The organism is Arthrobacter sp. FW306-04-A (genome assembly GCF_044358315.1).
GTDB lineage: Bacteria > Actinomycetota > Actinomycetes > Actinomycetales > Micrococcaceae > Arthrobacter.
In genome coordinates this window covers 3,030,719-3,053,472 of sequence record NZ_CP084559.1, presented here as the reverse complement: position 1 = coordinate 3,053,472, position 22,754 = coordinate 3,030,719, and the positions used below count along the sequence as shown (strand labels likewise).

Annotated in this window: 17 protein-coding genes; 12 read left to right on the top strand and 5 right to left on the bottom strand. The window is 64.8% G+C overall.

The window, feature by feature from the left end:
- The 9 genes from hemG to LFT43_RS13955 all read left to right on the top strand — a co-directional run bounded on the left by hemG (window position 1) and on the right by LFT43_RS13955 (window position 10,373).
- Entirely contained in the window at window positions 1-1,485 is a 1,485-nt protein-coding gene (hemG, locus tag LFT43_RS13995) for a protoporphyrinogen oxidase (RefSeq protein ID WP_395797712.1), read from the top strand.
- A 72-nt stretch (window positions 1,486-1,557) separates the two neighbouring features.
- Window positions 1,558-2,259 (top strand): hydrogen peroxide-dependent heme synthase, encoded by a 702-nt coding sequence (hemQ, locus tag LFT43_RS13990; RefSeq protein WP_395797710.1) that lies wholly within the window; start codon window positions 1,558-1,560, stop codon window positions 2,257-2,259.
- Between the two features lie 65 nt (window positions 2,260-2,324).
- The gene (locus LFT43_RS13985; protein ID WP_395803094.1) at window positions 2,325-3,500 is read left to right on the top strand and encodes a ferrochelatase; all 1,176 of its coding nucleotides are present in this window, start codon (window positions 2,325-2,327) and stop codon (window positions 3,498-3,500) included.
- Window positions 3,497-4,516: a hydroxymethylbilane synthase gene (gene hemC / locus LFT43_RS13980; protein WP_395797707.1), complete on the top strand. Its 1,020-nt coding sequence runs from the start codon at window positions 3,497-3,499 to the stop codon at window positions 4,514-4,516. The genes LFT43_RS13985 and hemC overlap by 4 nt, the downstream gene beginning before the upstream one ends.
- A 19-nt stretch (window positions 4,517-4,535) precedes the next feature.
- Window positions 4,536-5,429, top strand: coding sequence for a uroporphyrinogen-III synthase (locus LFT43_RS13975; protein WP_395797705.1), 894 nt, complete (start codon window positions 4,536-4,538; stop codon window positions 5,427-5,429).
- Window positions 5,426-6,406, top strand: a complete 981-nt coding sequence (hemB, locus tag LFT43_RS13970) for a porphobilinogen synthase (RefSeq protein WP_395797703.1) — start codon at window positions 5,426-5,428, stop codon at window positions 6,404-6,406. The genes LFT43_RS13975 and hemB overlap by 4 nt, the downstream gene beginning before the upstream one ends.
- Window positions 6,406-7,482: an LLM class flavin-dependent oxidoreductase gene (locus LFT43_RS13965; RefSeq protein WP_395797701.1), complete on the top strand. Its 1,077-nt coding sequence runs from the start codon at window positions 6,406-6,408 to the stop codon at window positions 7,480-7,482. Before hemB ends, LFT43_RS13965 begins: the two co-directional genes overlap by 1 nt.
- 53 nt (window positions 7,483-7,535) lie before the next feature.
- On the top strand, window positions 7,536-8,855 hold the full coding sequence (hemL, locus tag LFT43_RS13960) for a glutamate-1-semialdehyde 2,1-aminomutase (protein ID WP_395797699.1): 1,320 nt from the start codon (window positions 7,536-7,538) through the stop codon (window positions 8,853-8,855).
- Window positions 8,856-9,257: 402 nt separating this feature from the next.
- Entirely contained in the window at window positions 9,258-10,373 is a 1,116-nt protein-coding gene (locus LFT43_RS13955; protein ID WP_395797697.1) for a glycoside hydrolase family 3 N-terminal domain-containing protein, read from the top strand.
- On the opposite strand, the gene LFT43_RS13950 is transcribed toward LFT43_RS13955, so the two are convergent.
- The 4 genes from LFT43_RS13950 to LFT43_RS13935 all read right to left on the bottom strand — a co-directional run bounded on the left by LFT43_RS13950 (window position 10,321) and on the right by LFT43_RS13935 (window position 13,846).
- Window positions 10,321-11,058, bottom strand: coding sequence for an amino acid ABC transporter ATP-binding protein (locus tag LFT43_RS13950; RefSeq protein WP_395797695.1), 738 nt, complete (start codon window positions 11,056-11,058; stop codon window positions 10,321-10,323). The genes LFT43_RS13955 and LFT43_RS13950 overlap by 53 nt on opposite strands.
- Window positions 11,055-11,819: an amino acid ABC transporter permease gene (locus LFT43_RS13945; protein WP_395803092.1), complete on the bottom strand. Its 765-nt coding sequence runs from the start codon at window positions 11,817-11,819 to the stop codon at window positions 11,055-11,057. The genes LFT43_RS13950 and LFT43_RS13945 overlap by 4 nt, the downstream gene beginning before the upstream one ends.
- A 21-nt stretch (window positions 11,820-11,840) precedes the next feature.
- Window positions 11,841-12,794 carry an ABC transporter substrate-binding protein gene (locus LFT43_RS13940; protein ID WP_395797693.1) on the bottom strand — a complete coding sequence of 318 codons (954 nt, stop codon included), beginning with the start codon at window positions 12,792-12,794 and terminating at the stop codon, window positions 11,841-11,843.
- 341 nt (window positions 12,795-13,135) lie between these two features.
- Window positions 13,136-13,846, bottom strand: a complete 711-nt coding sequence (locus LFT43_RS13935) for a 3'-5' exonuclease (protein WP_395797691.1) — start codon at window positions 13,844-13,846, stop codon at window positions 13,136-13,138.
- Between the two features lie 88 nt (window positions 13,847-13,934).
- On the opposite strand from LFT43_RS13935, the gene LFT43_RS13930 reads away from it, so the two are divergent.
- The 3 genes from LFT43_RS13930 (at window position 13,935) to LFT43_RS13920 (ending at window position 21,285) form a co-directional block, all read left to right on the top strand.
- Window positions 13,935-14,351 carry an MGMT family protein gene (locus LFT43_RS13930; protein ID WP_395797689.1) on the top strand — a complete coding sequence of 139 codons (417 nt, stop codon included), beginning with the start codon at window positions 13,935-13,937 and terminating at the stop codon, window positions 14,349-14,351.
- 74 nt (window positions 14,352-14,425) lie between these two features.
- Complete coding sequence (locus tag LFT43_RS13925) at window positions 14,426-17,707, top strand: ATP-dependent helicase (protein WP_395803090.1); 3,282 nt, start codon at window positions 14,426-14,428, stop codon at window positions 17,705-17,707.
- Window positions 17,704-21,285, top strand: coding sequence for an ATP-dependent helicase (locus tag LFT43_RS13920; protein ID WP_395797687.1), 3,582 nt, complete (start codon window positions 17,704-17,706; stop codon window positions 21,283-21,285). Before LFT43_RS13925 ends, LFT43_RS13920 begins: the two co-directional genes overlap by 4 nt.
- 67 nt (window positions 21,286-21,352) lie before the next feature.
- Here the strand turns inward: LFT43_RS13920 and LFT43_RS13915 are convergent, their stop codons facing one another.
- A complete protein-coding gene (locus LFT43_RS13915; protein ID WP_395797685.1) occupies window positions 21,353-22,618 on the bottom strand; it encodes a macrolide 2'-phosphotransferase in 1,266 nt (421 codons plus the stop codon).
- Window positions 22,619-22,754: the final 136 nt, after the last annotated feature.

Here is a 22,754-nt window from a genome sequence, read left to right as displayed (position 1 = left end):
ATGCGCGGGGCACAAACACAGCCCGAACACGCACTTCCCGGAGATTCAGCAGCTAGGTTGACCGCCGTCGTCGTGGGCGGCGGTATTTCCGGCCTTCTCGCGGCCCGGGGGCTGGCCAAGGCCGGGATCGCTGTCACCGTGATCGAAGCCAGTGACGCGTGGGGCGGTTGCGTGGGAAGCCATACTGTGGCCGGCCTTGAGCTGGACAGCGGCGCCGAATCCTTCGCCACCCGGTCAACCGCCGTGGCTGATCTCGCCCGCGAACTCGGCCTCGGTGCCAGCATCGTCGCGCCGCATCCGGGCGGCGCCTGGGTGCAGTTGCCCGACGGCCCGCAAGAGCTCCCCAAGACCGGTGTGCTCGGAATTCCCGCGAATCCCTGGGACCCGGAGGTCCGCCGTTCCTTGGGTCTCGCCGGTTCCTTGCGTGCCTCCCTTGACCGCTACCTGCCGGCGACAGTGGGTACCTCGGCCGCGGTCACGAGCGTCGCTGCATTGGTCCGGGCGCGGATGGGCAAGCGGGTGCTTGAACGGCTTGTGGCACCTGTGGTTGGCGGAGTGCACTCTGCCGATCCCGGACTGCTCGACGTCGATATGGTGGCCCCCGGCCTCCGTGCGGCATTGCGCGGGCACGGCTCGTTGGCCGCTGCGGTGGCCAGCCAGCGTAAGGCTATTTCGGGGCAAAACGGAACAGGCGAGGCGAAGGCCGGATCTGCCGTCGGGGGCTTGAAAGGCGGGATGAACACCCTGATCACCGCCCTCATCGCGGAGCTGCGATCCCAAGGTGTCACCCTGATTTCCGCTGCCCGGGTGGATTCCATCGCCCGCACCGAAAGCGGCTGGCAGGTTTCCACCGAACACAAAACGTACGACGGCGGGCGGCTTGTGGTGGCACTCGACGGTCCGGGCGCCGTCGGACTACTGCAGGACGCCCTTCCGGAGCTGTCCGGGTTGCGTCCCGCGGCCGGCCCGCTGGTGAGCTTGGTGACCTTGGTGGTGGACGTGCCCGAACTGGACCGCCGCCCCCGCGGCACCGGGATCCTGGTGGCACCGCAAACCGCCGGAATCGAGGCGAAAGCCCTGACGCATGCCACGGCCAAATGGGACTGGCTGGCCGAAGAAGCCGGGCCCGGCACCCATGTGCTGCGCCTTTCCTACGGGCGGGCCGAAGGGGCGGACGTCGTTGAATCGGCAGCCGCGCAATCCGTCGCCTCACTCGATGACGATGCCTTGTTTGAGGCTGCGCTCCGTGATGCCTCGACGTTGCTGACCGTGCCGATCGTCCGCGAAGACGTGCTCGATTGGGACGTGGTCCGCTGGGCGGGTGCCTTGCCGTTCGCCGCGGTTGGTCACAAACAACGTGTTGCCGAGGTGCGCCGCGTCTGCTCCGATGCCGGGGGCCTGGCGATTGTGGGCGGCTGGCTCGCCGGAAACGGCCTGGCTGCCGTGGTTGCGGACACTTTTGCGCAAATCGACGCAATTTTGTGAAATGCATCACTTCTACGTCTTGTAGAAGTTATGCATTTCGACTTAGCGGCATCCACGGGGCAGACTTGTACCATGAGCCACACTTCTGCCGAATCTGTCACTAAAACTGCCGAATCCGAAGAGCAGTTCTTTACGCTGTGGACCGTCTTCAAGCGGTCGGGCGATGTCCTGCGCAGCGCCGATGCTGTCCAGGATTTCGAGCAGCTGGCTGCCACGCTCGCCGGGGACGGCGTGGTCCTCCGCGGAAGCTACGACGTCTCCGCCATGCGTTCCGACGCCGATGTCATGGTGTGGCTCCACGGCGCCAAGCCCGAGGCCCTGCAACAGGCAGTCCGTGACATCCGCCGCAGCGCCCTGTTCGCCGGCACCGAGATCGTCTGGTCTGCCATGGGCGTCCACCGTGAAGCCGAATTCGCCAAGAACCACGTTCCGGCCTACGCCCGCGGCGTCGAGCCCAGCACCTGGTTGTGCGTCTACCCGTTCGTCCGCTCCTATGAGTGGTACATCCTGCCGGCCGAAGAGCGTGGAAAGATGCTGCGCGATCACGGCATGCTGGGCCGCGACTTCCCGCAGGTCATCTCCAACACCGTGTCCTCCTTCGCCTTGGGCGACTGGGAGTGGATCCTCGGCCTGGAAGCGCCGGAGCTTGTTGACCTGGTTGACCTCATGCGCCACCTGCGGGCCACCGATGCCCGCAACCACGTGCGCGAGGAAATCCCGTTCTACACCGGCCGCCGGATCACCGCCACGGAGATCGCCGAGGTCCTAGCGTGAGCGGCCGCCACTCCACAGGGCCAGTCAGCCTCACTGAGGTCAATGACGTCACTGAGGCCGGACGCATGGCTCCCAAAGAGTACGATGCCGTTCTCCTCGCCGCCTTCGGCGGCCCCGAAGGCCAGGACGATGTCATTCCCTTCCTGCGCAATGTGACCCGCGGCCGCGGAATCCCGGATGAGCGCCTCGAAGAGGTGTCCCACCACTACCGCGCGTTTGGTGGCATCAGCCCCATCAACCAGCAAAACAGGGACCTGAAGGCCGCCCTGGAGGCGGAGCTTGCGGCACGCGGCATCAGCCTGCCCGTGCTTTGGGGCAACCGCAACTGGGATCCCTACATTCCGCAGACGCTCCGGGAAGCCTACGACGCCGGCCACCGCAAGCTGCTCATGGTCACCACCAGCGCCTACTCCTGCTACTCCAGCTGCCGCCAATACCGCGAGGACATCGGCATCGCGCTGACGGAGACCGGCCTTGACGGCAAACTCGAGGTAGACAAGGTCCGTCAGTACTTCGACCACCCCGGCTTCGTCGAGCCTTTCGTGGAAGGAACCGCGGCGGGGCTCGCGGAGGTACAGTCGAAACTGGCCGCATCCGGTCTCGAGGACGCGCCGGTTCACATCCTGTTCGCGACCCACTCCATTCCAATCCGTGACGCCGAGGCCGCCGGGCGTTCAGACGCCGAGCCACGCGAGTTCGAGCAAGACTCGGCCTACGTGGCCCAGCACCTGGCGGCAGGCGCCGAGGTGGTTCGGCGGGTTGAAGCCGAATCCGGGCTCACCGCGCCATGGTCCTTGGTGTATCAGTCCCGCTCAGGCGCTCCGCATGTTCCCTGGCTTGAGCCGGACATCAACGATGCCCTCGAGGAATTGGCAGGGCAAGGGATCAAGGGTGTTGTCATCGTTCCCCTCGGCTTCGTCTCCGACCACATGGAAGTGGCCTGGGACCTGGACACCGAGGCATTGGAAACCTGCAAGAACTTCGGGCTAGCCGCGACCCGGGTTCCCACCCCGGGGACCCACCGCAAGTTTGTCTCCGGGTTGGTGGACCTCATTTGCGAGCGGACGGTAGCCAACAACATCGCCGATCGCCCGGCCATGACCGGATTGGGTCCGTGGTACGACGTCTGCCGGCCCGGTTGCTGCGCCAACTTCCGCGGCGAGAAGCCCACGATTGCGGGTGCGGACACCAGCGTCGGGACCGGCCATGATGCCTACCCCGTAGGAGAAAGCGCGAAATGACCGTTCGGATCGGTACCCGCGCGAGCAAACTCGCGCTCACCCAGAGCCAGCAGGCAGCTGACCAGCTGGCCGCCGTCGGGGGCTTTCCCGTGGAGTTGGTGCGCATCAAAACCGAAGGCGATGTCCGGACGGGCTCCCTGTCCCAGATGGGCGGCACTGGCGTGTTCGTCGCCGCCCTTCGTGACGCGCTATTGGCGAACGAGTGCGACGTCGCCGTGCACTCCTTGAAGGATCTCCCCACGGGTGCGGCTCCAGGACTCACCATTGCCGCAACGCCCAAGCGGGCCGACGTCCGGGACGCCTTGTGCGCCCGCGACGGCCTGAAGCTCGCGGATCTTCCGGAAGGCGCAAGGGTCGGCACCGGATCGCCGCGCCGCGCCGCACAGCTGCGCGCCGCCCGTCCGGACCTTGACGTCGTGGACATCCGCGGCAACGTGGACACCCGGCTGGGCCGTGTTCCCGGGCTCCGGGGGAACATCGAAGACGCGCTGGTTCCCGGAAAGAGTGGCGATCTCGACGCCGTCGTCCTCGCCGCGGCGGGACTGGAGCGAATCAGCCGGCTCGACGTCGTGACTGAATTCTTCGAAACCGACGTCATGCTTCCCGCGCCGGGGCAGGGCTCGCTCGCGATCGAGTGCCGCACGGCGGATGCTCCCGGACAGGCCGGCTCGCTTGAAGGTTCCCAGGACGCCCAAAATACCCAAAATGCCCTCGCCCAGGCCCTCGCCGCCCTGAACGATGAGGACACCCGCTTGGCCGTCACCGCGGAGCGCGCCGTATTGGCCCGCCTCGAAGCCGGTTGCGCTGCCCCCGTGGGCGCCTATGCCTACCGCAAGGGCAGCATGCTGTACTTGGAAGCTGTTGTCTGCGCCGTGGATGGCAGCAAAACCGTACGGGAGAAGAAAGCCACGGACGGCCTCACTGAGGTGGGCGCCACGTTGCTGGGCATCGAAGTCGCTGAGCTCCTGCTTGCTGCGGGTGCCGCGGACATCACAGATCTTGCCGCTTCCCGATAACTGAAGCCAACAGGAGACCATGGGACGGCACAGCGCAATGAAGTCAGGGGAGACCCGGGCCCTTGAAGGCGCCCGGGTCCTTGTGACGCGCAGCCCGGACCGTGCAGCCCCGCTCGTCGCTGCCCTGCGGGAAGCTGGCGCAGAACCGCTCGTCCTTCCGTTGATCGACTTCGAGCGTGCCCGGGACCAGCATTCGCTCGAGGTTGCGTTGGACGCTCTCCGAGCAGGAGCGTACGGCTGGTTGGTGGTCAGCAGCATCACCACGGTGCGAGCCCTGAAAGAAAAGGCAGCCGAACGCCGTTTGGAGCTGAAGGAACTGATTCCGGACTCGGTCAGGGTCGCAACGATTGGCCCGTCGAGCAGGAGGGTTCTCGAAGCGGAGGGCATCCCCGTGGACCTCGCGCCGGAGGATGTCCAGTCTGCCGCAGGACTCGTCGCTGTTTGGCCCACAGGCTTTGCCAGTGTGCTGTTGCCGCAAGCGGACATCGCCGATGCAGCGTTGGCGGCCGGGATCGAAGCCAAGGGAGCCGCGGTCCAGGCCGTCACGGCATACCACACCGTGGACTACCCCGCCGACCCCGAACGCCGACTCACCGCTGCCTTGGTCGCGGCGAACGGCTGGCGAGCCGGAGGCGGAACGGGGGCCCCGGAGCTCACTCCGGCAGCCGCAAAAGCCGAGCTCTCCGGCGGCCGGCTCCACGCCGTCGTCGCCGCCTCGCCCAGTGCGGCCCGACGCATCCACGCCGCACTTGCACCGCTGGAAGGCTGCCGCTTCATCGCGATCGGGCGCTCGACGGCGGCAGAGGCCGCCGCTCTCGGCCTCCCGGTTGCGGCAACCGCCAAGGAACCCACACCCGCCGGCATCGTGGCCGCCCTACGCACCGTATTCGCAACCGAAGGGAACGAAAGTTGAGCTTTCCAAACCACCGGCCCCGCCGGCTCCGCACCACCCCCGCCATGCGCCGGATGACGGCTGAACACCGGCTGGCGCCCGCGGACCTCATCTTGCCGGCCTTTATTCGCGAAGGACTCAGCGAGCCGGCTCCGATCAGTTCCATGCCCGGCGTCGTGCAGCACACCACGGACTCGCTGAAGCGCGCCGCTGCAGAAGCCGTGGAGCTTGGTGTCAGCGGAATCATGCTTTTCGGTGTTCCCGTAGTCCGTGATGCCCGCGGCACCGCTTCATTGGATCCGGACGGCGTGCTGAACAAGGCCATCCGCGATGTCCGCTCCGAGGTGGGCGATGACCTGGTGGTCATGGGCGACGTGTGCCTGGACGAGTTCACGGACCACGGCCACTGCGGGGTCCTCGACGCCAACGGTTACGTGGACAACGATGCCACCCTGGAGATTTACGCCCAGATGGCCGTGGCGCAGGCCGACGCCGGCGCCCATGTCCTGGGACCGTCCGGGATGATGGATGGCCAGATCGCCGTGATTCGCCAGGCCCTGGAAGCAGCCGGACACCAGAACACCGCGGTCCTCGCGTACGCGGCGAAGTATGCCTCGGCCTTCTACGGCCCATTCCGCGAGGCCGTGGATTCGCAACTCAAGGGGGACCGCCGCACCTACCAGATGGACGCTGCCAACCGCCGGGAAGCCATCATTGAGGTGGAACTAGACCTCGAAGAGGGCGCGGACATGGTGATGGTCAAGCCGGCCATGAGCTACCTCGACATCCTGGCCGACGTCGCGGGCATGAGCCCTGTTCCCGTGGCGGCCTACCAAATCTCCGGTGAATACGCCATGATCGAAGCGGCTGCCGCGAACGGCTGGATCGACCGCCGCGGCGCCATCACAGAATCCGTGCTCGGCATCAAACGGGCCGGCGCCGATATGGTGCTGACGTACTGGGCGTCCGAGCTTGCCGGCTGGCTCAAGGAGTCCTGATGGCCGAAACCGCTTCCACTCCCACGGCCCCGGTGGGCCCCACGGAGATCCTCCTCGGACTGAACACCTTCGGTGACGCCGGGTTGGACGCCGACGGCAACCCGAAACCGCACGCCCAGGTTTTGCGGGAGCTGCTGGCCGAAGCGGAACTGGCGGACGCCGTCGGGCTTCATGCCTTTGGCGTGGGGGAGCACCACCGCCGGGACTTCGCTGTCTCAGCGCCCGAAGTGTTCCTCGCGGCCGCAGCCGCCCGTACATCGCGGATCAGGCTCGGTTCTGCTGTCACCGTGCTGAGTTCTGATGACCCCATTCGGGTCTTCCAACGCTTCTCCACCGTTGACGCTCTCTCCAACGGTCGGGCGGAGGTGATGCTGGGCCGCGGCTCGTTCGTGGAATCGTTCCCGCTGTTCGGCCTGGACCTGGCAGACTACGAAGTCTTGTTCGAGGAGAAGCTTGAACTGTTCGACAAGGTCCGGGCGCAAAAGCCCGTGCATTGGGAGGGCCGCACCCGGCCAAACGTGAACGGGATGAGCGTTTTTCCGCCGCTGGAACACCACTTGCTGCCAACGTGGATTGGTGTGGGCGGAACTCCTGAGTCGGTGCTGCGCTGCGCCCAATACGGCTATCCGATCATCTTCGCCATCATCGGCGGGGAGCCCCGCCGCTTCGCTCCGCTGGTGAACCTGTACCGCGAGGCCATGGGGAAATACGGACACCCCATGCAGCAGATCGCCACGCACTCGCCGGGCCACGTCGCTCCGACCGACGAGCAAGCCCGCGAAGAGTTGTTCCCGCACTGGTTGGCGCAGCGTAACCGGATCGGCGCCGAACGGGGTTGGGGTCCTGCCAGCAGGGGCGAGTTCGACGCAATGTGCGCTCCGGAGGGTGCCCTGTATGTCGGTTCCCCGGAAACCGTCGCCCGGAAAATCGCGCTGCTGAAGCAGAACCTCGGCGTGGACCGTTTTGACCTCAAATACAGCAACGGAACGCTGCCCCATGAATCCATGATGCGCTGCATCGAACTCTTCGGCACTGTGGTGGCCCCTCTGGTTAGCGAACTGCTCGCCGTCACTTGAACGCGCCTGAACCCGCGCCTGAACCGCCCCGAATCCCTGAAAGAATGGAAACCATGACTTCAAACACCCCTGTCTCCGACCAGCTGTTCGACCGCGCCCGTTCGCTGATGCCCGGCGGCGTCAACTCCCCGGTGCGCGCCTTCGGCTCAGTTGGCGGCACTCCGAAGTTCATGGTTTCCGCGAAGGGACCGTACCTGACCGATGCGGATGGTCGCGAGTACGTCGACCTCGTCTGCTCCTGGGGTCCGGCATTGCTGGGCCACGCGCACCCGGCCGTCCTCGACGCCGTCCACGCCGCCGTCGACCGCGGTTTGTCCTTTGGCGCGTCGACGCCGGATGAAGCAAACCTCGCCGCGATCGTCAAGGAACGCGTCTCCGCCGTGGAACGCATCCGCATGGTGTCCACGGGCACCGAGGCCACCATGACCGCGGTGCGCCTGGCCCGCGGATTCACTGGCCGCAACCTGATCGTGAAGTTCGCCGGCTGCTACCACGGCCACCTCGATGGACTGCTCGCCGCGGCCGGCTCGGGCCTCGCGACCATGGCGCTGCCCGGTTCAGCCGGTGTCACTGAAGCTGCCGCTGCCGAAACCCTCGTCCTGCCGTACAACGACCTCGGGGCGGTGGAAGCCGCATTCGCTGCGCACGGCAACAACATCGCGGCTGTCATCACGGAAGCTGCTCCCGCCAACATGGGTGTCGTCACGCCGATCGAGGGCTTCAACGCAGGGCTGTCCCGCATCACCCGCGAACATGGCGCTCTCTTGATCCTGGACGAGGTCCTCACCGGCTTCCGCACCGGCTACGCGGGCTACTGGGGCCTCACGGGCCGCCAGGAAGGCTGGGCGCCGGACCTGCTGACCTTCGGCAAGGTGATCGGCGGCGGCATGCCGACGGCGGCCCTTGGCGGGCGTGGCGACGTGATGGACTACCTTGCGCCCCTTGGCCCGGTGTACCAGGCAGGTACCTTGTCCGGGAACCCCGTGGCGATGGCCGCCGGCGTCGCAACCCTGACGCACGCGACGCCCGAGGTCTACAGTTTCGTAGATGCCCGCTCCCTGGAACTCTCCGCGGCCCTTTCATCGGCACTGGACACCGCTGGCGTGGACCACTCGATCCAGCGCGCAGGGAATCTTTTCTCCGTGGCCTTTGGTACATCCGCCAGCGGCGTCCACAACTACGCCGACGCGCAAGCCCAGGAAGTCTTCCGCTACGCGCCGTTCTTCCACTCCATGCTTGACTCCGGTATCTACCTGCCGCCGTCGGTCTTCGAAGCGTGGTTCTTGTCCGCCGCGCATGACGACGCCGCGATGAACCGGATCTTCGACGCGCTGCCGGCCGCAGCCAAGGCGGCCGCGGAGGCGACTGCCTGACACGCGGCGTTTTCCCGATGTTTTGCAGCCTGCTCCGTGCGCGTACCGATGGGCCGGAAGCAGGCTGCGGGCAACGATCGAATCGACAAGGCGATGATTCACCTGCTCAAGCCGTCCAGAATTTCAGTGCTTGTCCTCTTAGCCCTGGTGGCAGGGGTATTTGCCGGAATCGCGCGTTCTGATAGCCCAGACCGCAGATTGTTGGCGGGCGGGGGTTCATCCCCGATGCTGGGTACCCCGCAGGCCGCTCCGACGCCCGTGTTTTCGAACCCCCCGGCCGACGGATCGCCGTCTGCTTCAGTTTCCCCTGCTACGCCTACTGAGTTGCCGCCTCCTCCCCACCCGACGCCGGAACAGCGGCTCGCGGACTTGACCCTGGAACAAAGGGTAGGACAGTTGTTCATGGTGGCAGCCAAAGCCGACGGAGGCGATGCCGGCACGGTTGCTGAGCTCCTGAACAACCATGTGGGCAACATCTATCTGGCCGGACGCAGCCAAACAGGCGTTGCTGCGACGGCATCAGTGGTGGAAAAACTGAAGGCGGGCGTTTCGCCGGCTTCAACCCGTGGGTTGCCGCTGTTCGTCGCGACAGACCAGGAAGGCGGCTCCGTCCAAGTCCTCAGGGGACCCGGTTTCCTGCCTATTCCCGCAGCTTTGGACCAAGGCAAATCGAGCCCGGAACAATTACGCGCCGACGCACGGAACTGGGGGTCCGAGCTGCTGCAGGCCGGAGTGAATGTTGACCTGGCACCGGTACTGGATACGGTTCCCAGCCCTGAGTTCGCTTCCTCCAACAAGCCCATTGGCGCGTTCCAGCGCGAGTACGGCTTCACCCCGGCCGCGGTGTCCGAGCTCGGGAACGCGATGGCGGCCGGGCTGCGGGACGCAGGGGTGGCGCCGGTGGTCAAGCATTTCCCGGGCATGGGACGCGTCAGCCTGAATACCGACGTCAGCGCCAATGTCCGCGACGCCGAAACCACCCGGACGGATCCCTACCTCGCTCCATTCAAGGCCGCGATTGACGGAGGGCTCCGGTGGGTCATGATTTCGAACGCCTACTACGACAAGATCGATCCCGACCACATGGCGCCGTTCTCACCCGTCATCATGCGTACCATGTTGCGTGCAGACGCAGGGTTCACCGGAATCATCGTGTCCGATGACCTGTGCAACGCTGTGCAGCTGTCGCCTTGGAGCATGGGGGACAGGGCAACGAATTTCATCGCCGCGGGCGGCACCATGGCTTTGTGCGCAGATACGGCTTCCGTTCGGGTGATGTACACCCAGGTCCTGGAGCGGGCGAAGACCGATCCTGATTTCCGTAGAACGGTCGATGCCGCGGCCTTGACCGTTCTCCAGGTCAAAGCCGGGCAGTTGGCCCTACACGAAAATCCCCGGCTTCCGGACGATTCACCACCGCGTGGGCGAGTGGTTCGTCTGGAAGCCGGGGATTTCTTGGTAAGGCCTAGAGTACGTCCGAAAGGAAGCCCTTCAAACGTTCGGTTCGAGGTTCCGTGAAGAGCTGTTCGGGCGATCCTGACTCCACGACGACGCCCGCATCCATGAACGTCACGGTGTCCGACACGTTCCTTGAGAAGCCCATTTCGTGGGTTACCACCACCATGGTCATGCCACCCTTGGCCAGATCGGCCATGAGCGCGAGCACGCCCTTGACCAGCTCAGGGTCCAGGGCGGAAGTTGCCTCGTCGAAGAACATGACCTCGGGCTTCATGGCCAGCGCACGGGCAATGGCCACACGCTGCTGCTGCCCACCGGAGAGATTGGCTGGCCGGGCATCGGCCTTGTGCTTGAGTCCGACGAGATCCAGCTGTGCCAACGCCTCCTCACGGGCCCGATCCTTGGACATCCCGCGCAGCTTCCGCAAAGCCAGCGTGATATTTTCCGCCACTGTCTTGTGGGGGAACAGGTTGAACTGCTGGAAGACCATACCGATCCGTCGCCGCAGTTCATCCGGGTTGTCCTTGAGCACTGAACGGCCATCGAGCAAGATGTCACCCTGCTCGGGTTCGATCAGCCGGTTCATGACCCGCAGAAGCGTGGATTTTCCCGAGCCGGAAGGGCCGATCACTGAAGCCGTGGTGCCCTTCTCAACGTGCAGGTCGATCCCGCGCAGGACATGGTTGGACCCGAACGACAAGTGGATGTTCTTCGCGGTCAGCGTTCCGGAAACGAACTCGCTCATACGTGGGCTCCCTTTCCGACGACGGCGGCTACCTCGTCCGGTTCTTTCTTCTCCGGCCGGCCCGAGCGAAGACGGCGGTCAATCCAGTTCACGAAGTGCGTGAGCGGGATGGTCATTGCAAGGTAGAAGATTGCCGCTGCGACGTAAGGCGACAGGTTTCCGCTATTGGACGCTGCGTCCTTGCCGATCTGGAAGATCTCACGCTCTGCGGCAACGAGTCCCAGGGTAAAGAGGAGGGACGATTCCTTGATCAGGGCAATGAACTGATTCACCAGCGCCGGCAGTACGCGCCGGACACCCTGGGGAACCACCACGAGCCGCATGGCAGGGCCGTAACCGAACCCCAGGGCGCGCGTCGCCTCGAGCTGTCCTTTGTCGACGCTCTGAATGCCCGAGCGGAAGATCTCGCCGATGTAGGCCGCCGACATCAGGGACAGCGCCGCGATGGCCAACGGGTACGGGCTCGTGGAACCTGTCAGCTGCTTGATGATTGGTCCGAAGCCGAGGCCAATCACGAGGATCGTGAGGACCGGGGGCAGCCCACGGAGGATATCCGTATACACGCGGGCGATCCACCGTGCCCCTGCGTTCCGGGAGATCCCCATGAGCGCGAGCAGCATGCCGAGCACCGTGCCGATGACGCCGGACGTGACGGCCAGGACGAGGGTGTTCGGCAGCCCGACGGCGAACATCTTGGGAAGGACTTCGCCAATCGCCTTCCAATCAAGGAAGGTCTCAGAGAGCAGTTTGAGGATTTCCAGGAGATCCATGAAACGCCTGGGTTACTTAGCGGGGATCTGGACGGCCTTGCTGCCCGGCTTCCAGCCCTGGGGGGTTTGATCCGCCGTCGTCGGGCGGTCCTTGTACCACTCGGCCGTGAGCTTGGTCCACGTGCCGTCCGCGATTACAGCATCGAGGCCCGAGTTGATGGCGTCCGTCAGGGCCTTGTTGTCCTTGTTCACGGCGTAGGCAGTGAAGTTCTGGGTGTTGACCACCTTTTCGGCGATCTTGGTCTTGTCGCCGTCTTTGACCTGGCCTGTGGCCTGCTGCGACGGGGCAACCCAGGCGTCAACCTGACCGCTCTTGACGTTGGCGTAGACCGTGTTGTAGTCCGGGAAGCGGACGGGCTCAAGCTTGAGCGTGTTGGTGACGTAGTCGTCCTGGACCGTGCCCTGGACAACGCCGATGCGGACGTCGGACTTGAGGTCCGCGAAGCCCTTGACCTTGGAGTCGGTCTTGGTCACCACGGCCATGTAGCCGAAGTCGTAGCCATTGGTGAAGCCGACCGTCTCGCGGCGCTTGTCCGTGGTGGAGATCGAGGAGGATCCGAGGTCGAACTGCTTGTTCTTGACCTGGGAGAGCAGCGCTGAGAAGTCAGTGGAGGCGAACTCGACCTTGAGGCCCAGCTTGGCGCCAATGGCGCGCAGGAGCTCATTGTCGTAGCCGGTGAACTTGCCCGAAGGATCGATGAAGATGTTCGGCGGAGCGTCCGAGAGCGTGCCGACACGCAGGGTGCCGTCGGTGATGAGGCCCAGCTTGGACTTGTCGATCTTGTCCAGGGGAGTGACGTCCTTGGTGGTGTACTTGTCCAGAGTCTTCTGGTCGCTGCCGGCTAGGGCGTCGGTTGGCGAGGCGCTGCTGGTGCTGCCCGCTCCGCCACCGCAGGCGGCCAGGGAGACGGCAAGGACTGCGGCCACGGGGACAGCGGAGAACCACTTCAGGGCTTTGATTTTCATCAAGCAAATCACTTTCATCGGGGAACACGCGTTCGTATCAAGGCGGGCGGGGAACGCAGCCAAAGCAGGTTTGGGCCGCTAATATCAGAACTCGACCCGCCAAACTTAATTATGTCATCAGCGTATTCGACGATGAATTGGCGGCGATTAGATGCGTGATTCCCGGAAACTCCGAATTAAATTCACTAATCATCGGGAAGTGCCCCCGAAGTGCGGTGCCTTCGGCATCAGGAGGGAATTCGTGACTGACGTCCAGTTGGCATTCAGGCAACCGAGGGCAATGTGACGTGTATCCCATCATGCGGACGCTGGCGAAGCGTCCAGTCCGTGGACCTAAGCCCTTAGAAGTCTCCGCGGCTGGCATCTTCCGGGGGAAGAACCGGCCAATTGCCTTCGATGACGGCTGTTGGTTTGGTCTTGCGCAGGTAGGTCTGGAAATCGGCGGCCTGTGCAGCCGCCCAATCGACCTGGAGGTGGTGCAGCTTGGAAGCGGGCATCTGCAGCTTAGGGAATTTGCCGGCCATTGCATCGAGGACGCGCAGGGTTGCTAGGGCGTCCGCGGCGGAGGTGTGGGCGTTATCGAGGTTCACGCCGTATTCCTCGCACAACGCTGTCAGGGTCCGTTTGCCCTTGCGGTACCGGTCAACCTGCTTGTTCATGACGTAGGGGTCAAGCACGGGGAATCGGGTCAGTTGCGGAACGCCGTAACGGGCGGATTCGGCGGCCAGGACCGTGAAGTCATAGCTGGCATTGAACGCAATGACCGGCACGCCGCTGTCGAACAGTTCCTGAAGTGCTGCCGCAACCTCACGCGTGACCTCTGCGGCGGGGCGGCCCTCGGCCCTTGCCTTCTCCGTAGTGATGCCGTGGATTTCACTGGCTTCCAAGGGGATCTCCACGCCAGGGTCCGCCAACCACTCGAGCTCCTTGATGACGCCGCCATCGTCATCCACGACGGTCACGGAAGCGGTGACGATCCTCGCGGAACGGGAGTTCCGTCCCGTGGTCTCAAGATCGAACGCGGCGCGGGGGAGGGTGTTCCAGGAGCTCATGCTTCAACGCTACCGGCGCCCTCCGACATGAACCGGACCGACACTCCCTCGGGGACGATACGGCGGACTATGACGATACGCTGGTGGAATGCGGATGGAGTTTGTGACGGCGGTGCTCGCCGTCGTGGATCTCATGCCGCCTGGCGTTGCCGTGTCCTATGGGGATGTTGCCGAGCTTCTGGGCGCCGGCGGTCCCCGGCAGATCGGATCCGTTATGAGCCACCACGGGAGCGCTGTGGCCTGGTGGCGCGTCCTTCGCGCCAGTGGCGAGGCTCCACCGGGCCTTGAGGCGGAGGCGCTGCGCCACTACTTGGACGAGGGAACGCCGCTCCACGGCGCCTACGCAGAGTATCTGCAGACTGGCGAGGGCCGGTGGCGGGTTAACCTGGGCTTGGCCCGGTGGGCTCCGAGGGATCAGGATTTCGACAGTATCGATGTGATCTCTGAGCAACTCGAGCGTCAGCTCCATAAATTGTCAGTGCCCGATGATGAAATGACTGTGTGAGTCCAACACCGACCCCGCAGGCGACAAAACAGCAAACAACAAGACGGCAAACACCGCAGCAGGCCTCCGCCCGGTTGCGGCTGCTTCCGCCGCGTGAAGTCCATTACGCAGCACCGGCGTTGTCCGCTGACCAGGCCGCCGTCGTCGAACTTCCGCTCGGATCCGGGCCGGTGTTGGTGCCGGGGGCACCGGGCACCGGGAAGTCCACAGTGCTGGTGGAGGCTGCTGTCCGGCGCGTCCAGCGCGATGGCGTGGATCCCGAACGGATCCTGATCCTGGCGCCCGGCCGGCATGCGGCGTCGGCGTTGCGGGACACCTTCACGGGGCGGCTGGACCGCAGTTTGAGTACGACGCCGGCACGCACCTGGGCGTCATACGCTTTCGATCTGATCCGGCGTGCCAAAGCCGAGGGCGTGCTGCCGCTCCAGCGGCCGCCTAAGTTGCTTTCGGGGCCGGAACAGGACCTGATCATCAAGGAATTGCTGGAGGGACACGCCAAACCGGGCTTTGAACTACCGTGGCCCCAGGATTTGTCTGCGGCGTTGCCGACGCGGGGCTTCCGGCAGGAGATCCGCCAGCTTTTCGACCGCATCATTGAATCCGGCCGCACTGCGGAAGACCTGACGGCGCTTGCCTATGAATGCGCCCGGCCGGACTGGATCGCCGCCGCGGACCTGTATGCGGAATACCGCGATGTGCTGGATCTGCGGATGCCGGAGGCCTTTGACCCGGCAGGGATCATCACCGCGGCGCGCCAGATCTTCCAAGATTCCCCCGGATTCCTGGCGGCCGAGCGTGAACGGCTGCAATTGATCCTGGTGGACGACATCCAGGAGGCAAATCCCGCAGTGTTCGAACTGCTCGCGGACATCGCAGAGGGGAAGGACGTTCTGGTGACGTCCTCCCCGGACACCGTGGTCCAGGGGTTTCGCGGTGCCCGTCCCGATCTTGTCGCCGAATTGCCCCGACTGCTCGCAGGCGCAGCCTTCGGAGACCTTGAGCGTACCGTGCGGGAGCTTCCGCTGTGGCACACCCATCGGCACCTCCCCGAGGTCGCGAAAGCGTGGACGGGCGTGGCCGCGCGTATCTCGCAGCGCGCGGGAGGCCAGTTGGCCCGGCGTCTGGATCCGCTGCCTACATCGGCGGGGGAGCCGCGTTCCGGAGATACGCGAGCCGCGGGCCGCGTGGAAGCACATGTCCTTCCCTCCGCAGTCCACGAATTGCGCTACGTGGCCCAACGCATCCTTGAAGCACAGCTACGTGAGAACCACGAGTTCGGTGACATCGCAGTGATCGTGCGCAACGGTGGGCAATTGGCGCAATTGCAACGCTATCTGAGCGGTCAAGGAATCCCAGTCCGCGTGCCCGTCGCGGATTCAGCTGTCCGCGATGAAGTGGCTGTTCGTCCCCTGCTTGAGGTGTATGGCGTGGTGCTGGATCCCGCCAAGCTGACGCCTGAGTCTGCTGTCTCGCTACTCACGTCGAGGATCGGCGGGGCTACCGCCATCGAGCTGCGCCGCCTGCGGCAATCCCTGCGCAGGGAGGAACTGCTGGGCGGCGGTGGACGGTCCAGTGACGCGTTGCTCGTTGAAGCCTTGCTGGAGCCCGGGGCGCTGGGTTCTTTGGGTATCGAGGGCAGCTCGGCACGGCGCTTGGCCCGCATGATCGCGGCAGGACGTCTCGCTTCCGCCGAACCCGGAGCCAACGCTGAAACGGTGTTGTGGGCGCTGTGGCAAGCTACCGGACTGGCCTCGCGCTGGACGGAAATGGCGCTCGACGGCGGCGCGGCAGGCGCCCGCGCGGACCGGGACCTTGACGCCATGATGGCTCTGTTCCACACCGCCGAGCGTTATGTTGACCAGCTCCCAGGCTCCGGCCCTGAGCAGTTCCTGGAGTATCTGCTCAGCCAGGAACTCCCCATGGACACCCTTGCCGCCAGGGCGCAGTTGGAGGATGCGGTGGAGCTCATGACGCCGGCCAGCGCGGCCGGGCGGGAATGGTCCGTGGTCATTGTCGCGGGCCTGCAGGAAGGCGTCTGGCCCAACACCAGGCTCCGGGGTGAACTCCTCGGAAGCACTTTGTTTGCCGATGCCATCGAGCACGGGGTTGAACACGCCTTGCAACGGGGTCCCCTTAGCAGGCTGCGGGATATCCGCTATGACGAGCTGCGCAGTTTCTCCACAGCTGTTTCACGCGCACGGGAAGTCCTCATCTGCACAGCTGTTTCTTCTGAAGATGAGCAGCAATCGGCCTTTCTTGACTACGTGGCGCCCCTCGAGCCGGGACAGTACCAACGTGAGTACACACAAGTAGGCCGGCCCATGAGCCTTCGTGCCTTGGTGGCCGAGCTAAGGCAGCGCGTTCAGCCGGACGAAGCTGCGCTTGCCCGCCCCGGCGTGGCCGAGGAGGCCGCGGAAGCGGCCCGAGTCCTGGCCCACCTTGCCACCGCGGAGCCTGCGGTGCCTGGCGCACATCCGGATTCCTGGTGGGGATTGGCGCCGCTGAGCAGCGAGGAACCGGTGGTCCCGGAGGGAGGAACTGTGTTCGTTTCTCCCTCGAAGGTGGAAACCGTACACAAATCGCCGTTGGATTGGTTTGTCCAGGCAGCGGGTGGCGAACCCGCCACTGACTTTGCCCGTAGCCTTGGCACCCTGGTCCATGCGATTGCCCAGGAGCTGCCCGATGCTTCCGGGGCTGAGTATGTCGCGGAACTTGTGCGTCGCTGGCCGACCCTTGGCATGAAAGACAACTGGGAGGGCAGGCTGGACTTCCAGCGTGCAGTGCAGATGGTCCGGAAGCTCGCCCAATACGTCCTTGTCATGCGGAGCGAAGGCCGAAGCCTGGCCGGGGTCGAAGTAGACTTCGACGTTCCCCTGCCGGAGGTGCGGCTCGATCCCTCCTCCGGGGATTCCGATGCTGTCCGGAACGCCGTGCTTCGGGGGCAAGTGGATCGCTTGGAAATAGATGCCGAAGGCAGGCTGGTGATTGTTGACCTCAAGACGGGCAAACGCCAGCCGGGCAAAACCGAACTTGCGAGGCACCCGCAGCTGGGCGCGTATCAGGCGGCGGTGCTGCACGGGGGATTCGAGGGTCTGCCCGTTCCCGGGCTTGTTCCAGGCGGCGCCGTTCTGGCACAGCTTGGGACCAAGGCGAAGGCGCCGGCAATCCAAGTGCAGGAGCCTCTGGACCCGGGAGATAACTGGGCGCAGGACCTTGTCAGCGAGGCTGCCGTGCTCATGGCCGGAGCTAGCTTCGAGGCACGTCACGATCCCTCAAAAGGCAGCCACGGGGGCCACGGTTGCCGTCTGCCCGATATTTGCCCATTGTGCTCCAGGGGAAAGCAGGTCACCGAATGACCGTCCAAACACTCGCCGGTATCGAGGCTGAAGAGACTGCCGAAGATGCCCCGGTGCTGCCCGAACCTCGATTCTCGCCTGGTGAGTTGTCGGCCATCCTGGGCGAGCGGAACCGTCCCACGGAAGAGCAATCCGCCATTATTGCGTCGCCGTTGACCCCACGGCTGGTCATCGCCGGCGCGGGATCCGGGAAGACTGCAACCATGGCGGATCGCGTTGTATGGCTCGTGGCCAACGGATGGGTCCGCCCGGAAGAAGTCCTGGGCGTCACCTTCACCCGCAAGGCCGCAGGGGAGCTGGCAAGCCGTATCCGCACCAAATTGGCAACACTGCAACGCATAGCGTCGTCGGATAACGGGCAGTACGGTTTCCCGGAGGGTGTTGCCGGCTCCGATGAACTTGAACCCAAGGTGTCCACCTACCACTCCTACGCCAGTGGGATCGTGGCCGACTACGGCCTCCGCCTGGGAATCGAACGCGATGTGGTGCTGCTGGGAGGCGCCCAGGCCTGGCAGCTTGCCAGCGAGGTGGTTGAAGCGTACGACGGCGAATACGAGCACTTCACAGCTGCCAAGTCCACGTTGGTCAATGCCGTGATGCAGTTGGCCGGCGAGTGCGCCGAGCATTTGCGGGAACCCGCGGAAGTTCAGCGCTGGTTGATGGAGCGGGTGTCCGAGTTCGCTCACTTGCCTTATGTGGAGGGGGCGAAAAAGAACCCCGCCCAAGCCGCCGGCGATCTCGGCGCCATGTTGCGTACCAGGGCCAGCGTTGCGGACATGGTGGGGCGTTACCAAATGGCCAAGAGGAACCGGGGGGTCCTGGACTTCGGCGACCTCGTAGCACTCGCCGCCAAGATCGCCCAGGACATACCCTTGGCTGCCTCTACCGAGCGGGCCCGCTACAAGGTGGTGCTGCTTGACGAATTCCAGGACACCTCGCACGCCCAGTTGGTCCTGTTCTCCCGCCTGTTCGGGGGAGGGCATGCCGTCACGGCGGTGGGGGATCCCAATCAGTCAATCTATGGGTTCAGGGGCGCCTCGGCAGGCCAACTGTTCCGCTTCGTGCAGGAATTCCCCGTCCGCGTGGAGGACAGCTTCGGAACGGCTTCCTTTGCCACTGCCCCCACCTCATACCTGACAACCGCGTGGCGGAATGGACGCAACATCCTGGCCGCGGCCAACGTCATTTCGGCCCCCCTCAACAAAGCAGCCCATCTCAACAGCGCAACCCGGCACGAGAAGGCGGCCGCGATTGACGGCGCCGCGGGTGCAAAGGCTACAGACAGCTCTGTGGCAGTACCTCCGTTGCAGCCGAGCCAAGCGGCTGTGGACGGCAACGTCGTGCTCGGGCGCTTTGCCACGGACGAAGACGAGGCCGCTGCGATTGCCCGGGACGTCCACCGCTACCGGCGCACGGTCTTCGAAACCGCGGCTGATGGCGCACCCGTTTCGCCCACCATGGCAGTGCTCTGCCGCCGCCGGGCCCAGATGGAGTGCCTGCGGCGTGAATTCGAAGTCCAGGGGATCCCCTATGAAATAGTGGGTCTCGGCGGCCTGCTCGATACCCCGGAAGTAGTGGACCTCGTGGCTGCGGTCCGGGTCCTGGCCGATCCCGGCCGCTCGGACGCCTTGATGCGTCTGCTGGTAGGAGCCCGTTGGCGCATCGGTACTTCCGACCTCCTGGCATTCCGAGACTGGTCGCAGTTCCTGGCCCGACGGCGCTCCCAAGGCCGTGCCGGAGAGGGAGGCGCGGTGGACCACGCAGGGGCAGACGAAAGCCCGGTGGAGACCGTGGTGGAGAGCGACATCACGGATGCCGCGAGCCTTGTGGAGGCGCTGGACTTCTTGCCACGACCGGGATGGACCTCAGGCCACGGCCGCTCCCTCAGCGCCCCGGCGTTGGAACGTCTCGGCCGGCTGTCTGCGGAACTTCGGAACCTCCGCGGGTTCATCGGGGATGACCTCACCACCCTCCTTGGCGAGGTGGAACGTGCCATGTTGCTGGACATTGAGGTCGCAGCGAAGCCCGGCACGAGTATCCATCAGGCTCGCCGGAACCTGGACGCATTCCACGACGCCGCTGCGAGCTTCCTACACACCTCCCAGCGCGTGGACCTGTTGGCCTTCCTGGGCTGGCTTGAAGCCGCCGCCGCGGAAGAGGGCGGTCTGGACATGGCCGACGCCGAGGTGAACCACGAGGCCGTGCAACTGCTGACGGTGCACGCCTCCAAAGGCTTGGAATGGGACGTTGTCTTTGTGCCCGGGCTCAATGCCGGGGCCTTCCCGAGCAGCCGCGACTCGCGATGGAGCAGCGGCACCGCAGCCCTGCCATGGCCCCTCCGCGGAGACCGGGCCGACCTCCCGCAATGGGATCTGGACCAACCAGACCAGAAAGGCTGGCTGGATGCCGAAAAGGACTTCAAATCAGAGGTTCAGCACCATGGCGAGGCCGAAGAACGGCGACTCGCCTACGTTGCCTACACGCGTGCAAAGTTCGTCCTGTGGGCATCGAGCGCCGCATGGAACGGTTCCCGGGCAGGGATTGCAGAGACGTCTCCCTTCCTTGCTGAGTTGGCATGTCTGGCTGACCAAGCAGACGACGACGCACGTGGAGCATCCGCCGCTTTCATTCACCCGCAGTCGCTCAGTGAAGACGCACTACCCACTGAGAGCCCCCTGACAGTCGGCACGGAAGTGGCGCTCTTTCCCTATGATCCGCTCGAAGGTCCCAGCGACCCTCGCACGGGAGAACGGCTCCGGCTTGTACCGGGCAGGCGGGCTGCCATGGAGGCCGCGGCAACCCGGGTCAGGGAAGCCATTGAGGGGCTCCGGGTGGACTCGGCGATCGTCATCGAGGCCCCCTTGGCTAGTCCTCCGTCCCGCACGTCCGTTCCACAGCTCCGAGGCGCGGCCGCTGGCTGGGCGGCCGAGGCAGGGCTGTTGTTGGAACGGCAGTTGCGACGGAAGCCGATCCAGGACGTCCATTTGCCGGGGCATATCTCGGCATCCATGTTCGTCGATCTTGGAGACGATCCTGCTGCCGTCCTGGCCCAGCTCCGGCGGCCCGTGCCGCGGCAGCCTGGGATCTCGGCCCGCAAGGGCACCGCATTCCATTCATGGGTGGAGGAGTACTTCGGAACCACTGGCATGCTGGACCTCGACGAGGCACCCGGCTCTGACTCGCACATCGACGAGGCCTACGGTCTTGACGACATGGTGGCAACGTTTGTTACCTCCGAATGGGCACACCGTGCCCCTGCCTTCGTCGAGGTTCCGGTCGAGACACGGATTGGAGACGTTGTTGTGCGCGGCCGGATCGACGCCGTTTTTCAGGGGGCGGACGGTGCCTGGGAACTGGTGGACTGGAAGACGGGCAAGCGGCCGGCAGGCAGGCAGCTTAAGACTCGCGCCGTGCAGCTTGCCGTGTACCGGCTTGCGTGGGCGCGCCTCAAGGGCGTGTCGTTGGAGCGGGTCAGCGCAGCTTTTTACTACGTAGCCGATGACGCCGTGGTGAGGCCCCACGATTTGGGCACGGAGGCTGAACTGGAGAACATCATCGCTTCCGCGCTGGTCAGCTAAGACCAGGGGCTGGTCAGCTAAGGCCGCCCCGGGTAGCAAAGACCGCGCTGGCGCCGGTGAAAACCGGCTAGCGGTCCTTGGCGTCCTGAAGAGGAGCGGGCTCAACCACCTGGAGGGCCTTTGTCGAGGTGTCGTCTGATTCGGACGGCGCCTCCGGCGTTGAGCCGGTCCTTTTGTCCGAAACCGCCACAAACCCTGAAGCGGCCTCTTCTCCGTGAGCCTTATCCTTTGTGACCTTGTCCACAGCGGCTTCGTCCAAGGGCTCAACGGTGACTGGCGGCGTCGTGGCGGCTGTTTCCGGATTGTTCGTTTGAACCGCCTCCGGGATGGCTGTCACGCTCACCGCGGGCTGCGCCGGTCCATCGTCGGAAGCGGCAAGCTCCGCAGCTGCGGCCTCGGCCTCCTCGGCGGCCAGTGCGTTTTGTTCCTCTATGTCGTCGGCGAGGGATTTGAGCATGCCCTCGGCCTCGCCCGTCATTTCACTGTGCCCCGCAGCCATGGCCTTGACGAGATACTGGGCCAGGGCGAATTCGGCGAGCAGTGCCGAGCGACGCAGCAGGTGTCCGTCCGGCGTGTCCCGTCGGGCTTCCGTGTAGTGCCGGAGGACGGACTCTACAAACCTCTGTTCGTTTGACGCCACGAGCCAGGCGAAGTCATCGGCCGGATCGCCGATGCGCAGATCCGTCCACCCCGTCAGGGCGGTGACGCTGTCGCCGTCGATTAGCAGATTGTCTTCATGGAGATCGCCGTGGACCACGCACGGATTGAAGCGCCACAGCGCCACGTCCTCGAGTGCGTGCTCCCAACGACGAAGCAAGGAGGGCGGAATCTTGCCCGTGGTGGCGGCCTGGTCCAACTCATTGAGCTTACGCTGGCGGAATTCGTTCGCGGTGTAGCTGGGAAGATCGGCGTTGTTGACAAGCGATTGGGGGAGGTCGTGGACCGCTGCCAGTGCCGTGCCGATCTCCTTGGCCAATGCATCATTGCAGCTGGACAGCTCTTCGATGCTGCGCGTGGCCCCGGCCAAGTGGGCATAGACAAAAGTGCTCAGTGCACCTTGGCGCACCGTTCCGGCCACTGTGGGCATCAGAAAAGGCAGCTCTGCCCTGATCGCCGGGGCAAATGCACGCAGGATCATGAATTCGGTCTCCAGCCGTGCGCTTGCTTCCGGATGGCGTGGTGAACGGACGCGCCAACGCTTGCCCTCAGAGTCCAACAGCAGCGCCGAATCGAAATCGGCAGCATCATCCGGGGCGGAGGCGGCAGCCGTCGGCGTCAGGCCGGGCACCGCCGCAGTTGCTACAGCGGCCAGTTCGAACGGTGTTCTTCTCACGTGTTCCACGGTAGATTGACTAGCGCCTATGGGAGCGATGCAGTGCGGCGAGTCTTGAGATCCGCGTGAAAACAGCGTTCAGGGAGCGTGCCTCGAAGACGGATCCAAATGTCATTTGTCGGTGCGAGTCAGTACG

Bases quoted from the DNA above. Each gene is read 5' to 3' on its own strand.
- LFT43_RS13930 (WP_395797689.1), top strand. From the start codon at position 13,935: ATGCGGATGGAGTTTGTGACGGCGGTGCTCGCCGTCGTGGATCTCATG.
- LFT43_RS13940 (WP_395797693.1), bottom strand. From the start codon at position 12,794: ATGAAAATCAAAGCCCTGAAGTGGTTCTCCGCTGTCCCCGTGGCCGCA.
- LFT43_RS13985 (WP_395803094.1), top strand. From the start codon at position 2,325: ATGGCTCCCAAAGAGTACGATGCCGTTCTCCTCGCCGCCTTCGGCGGC.
- hemL (WP_395797699.1), top strand. From the start codon at position 7,536: ATGACTTCAAACACCCCTGTCTCCGACCAGCTGTTCGACCGCGCCCGT.
- hemQ (WP_395797710.1), top strand. From the start codon at position 1,558: ATGAGCCACACTTCTGCCGAATCTGTCACTAAAACTGCCGAATCCGAA.
- LFT43_RS13935 (WP_395797691.1), bottom strand. From the start codon at position 13,846: ATGAGCTCCTGGAACACCCTCCCCCGCGCCGCGTTCGATCTTGAGACC.
- LFT43_RS13965 (WP_395797701.1), top strand. From the start codon at position 6,406: ATGGCCGAAACCGCTTCCACTCCCACGGCCCCGGTGGGCCCCACGGAG.
- hemG (WP_395797712.1), top strand. From the start codon at position 1: ATGCGCGGGGCACAAACACAGCCCGAACACGCACTTCCCGGAGATTCA.
- LFT43_RS13920 (WP_395797687.1), top strand. From the start codon at position 17,704: ATGACCGTCCAAACACTCGCCGGTATCGAGGCTGAAGAGACTGCCGAA.
- LFT43_RS13955 (WP_395797697.1), top strand. From the start codon at position 9,258: ATGGTGGCAGCCAAAGCCGACGGAGGCGATGCCGGCACGGTTGCTGAG.
- hemC (WP_395797707.1), top strand. From the start codon at position 3,497: ATGACCGTTCGGATCGGTACCCGCGCGAGCAAACTCGCGCTCACCCAG.
- LFT43_RS13975 (WP_395797705.1), top strand. From the start codon at position 4,536: ATGGGACGGCACAGCGCAATGAAGTCAGGGGAGACCCGGGCCCTTGAA.
- LFT43_RS13950 (WP_395797695.1), bottom strand. From the start codon at position 11,058: ATGAGCGAGTTCGTTTCCGGAACGCTGACCGCGAAGAACATCCACTTG.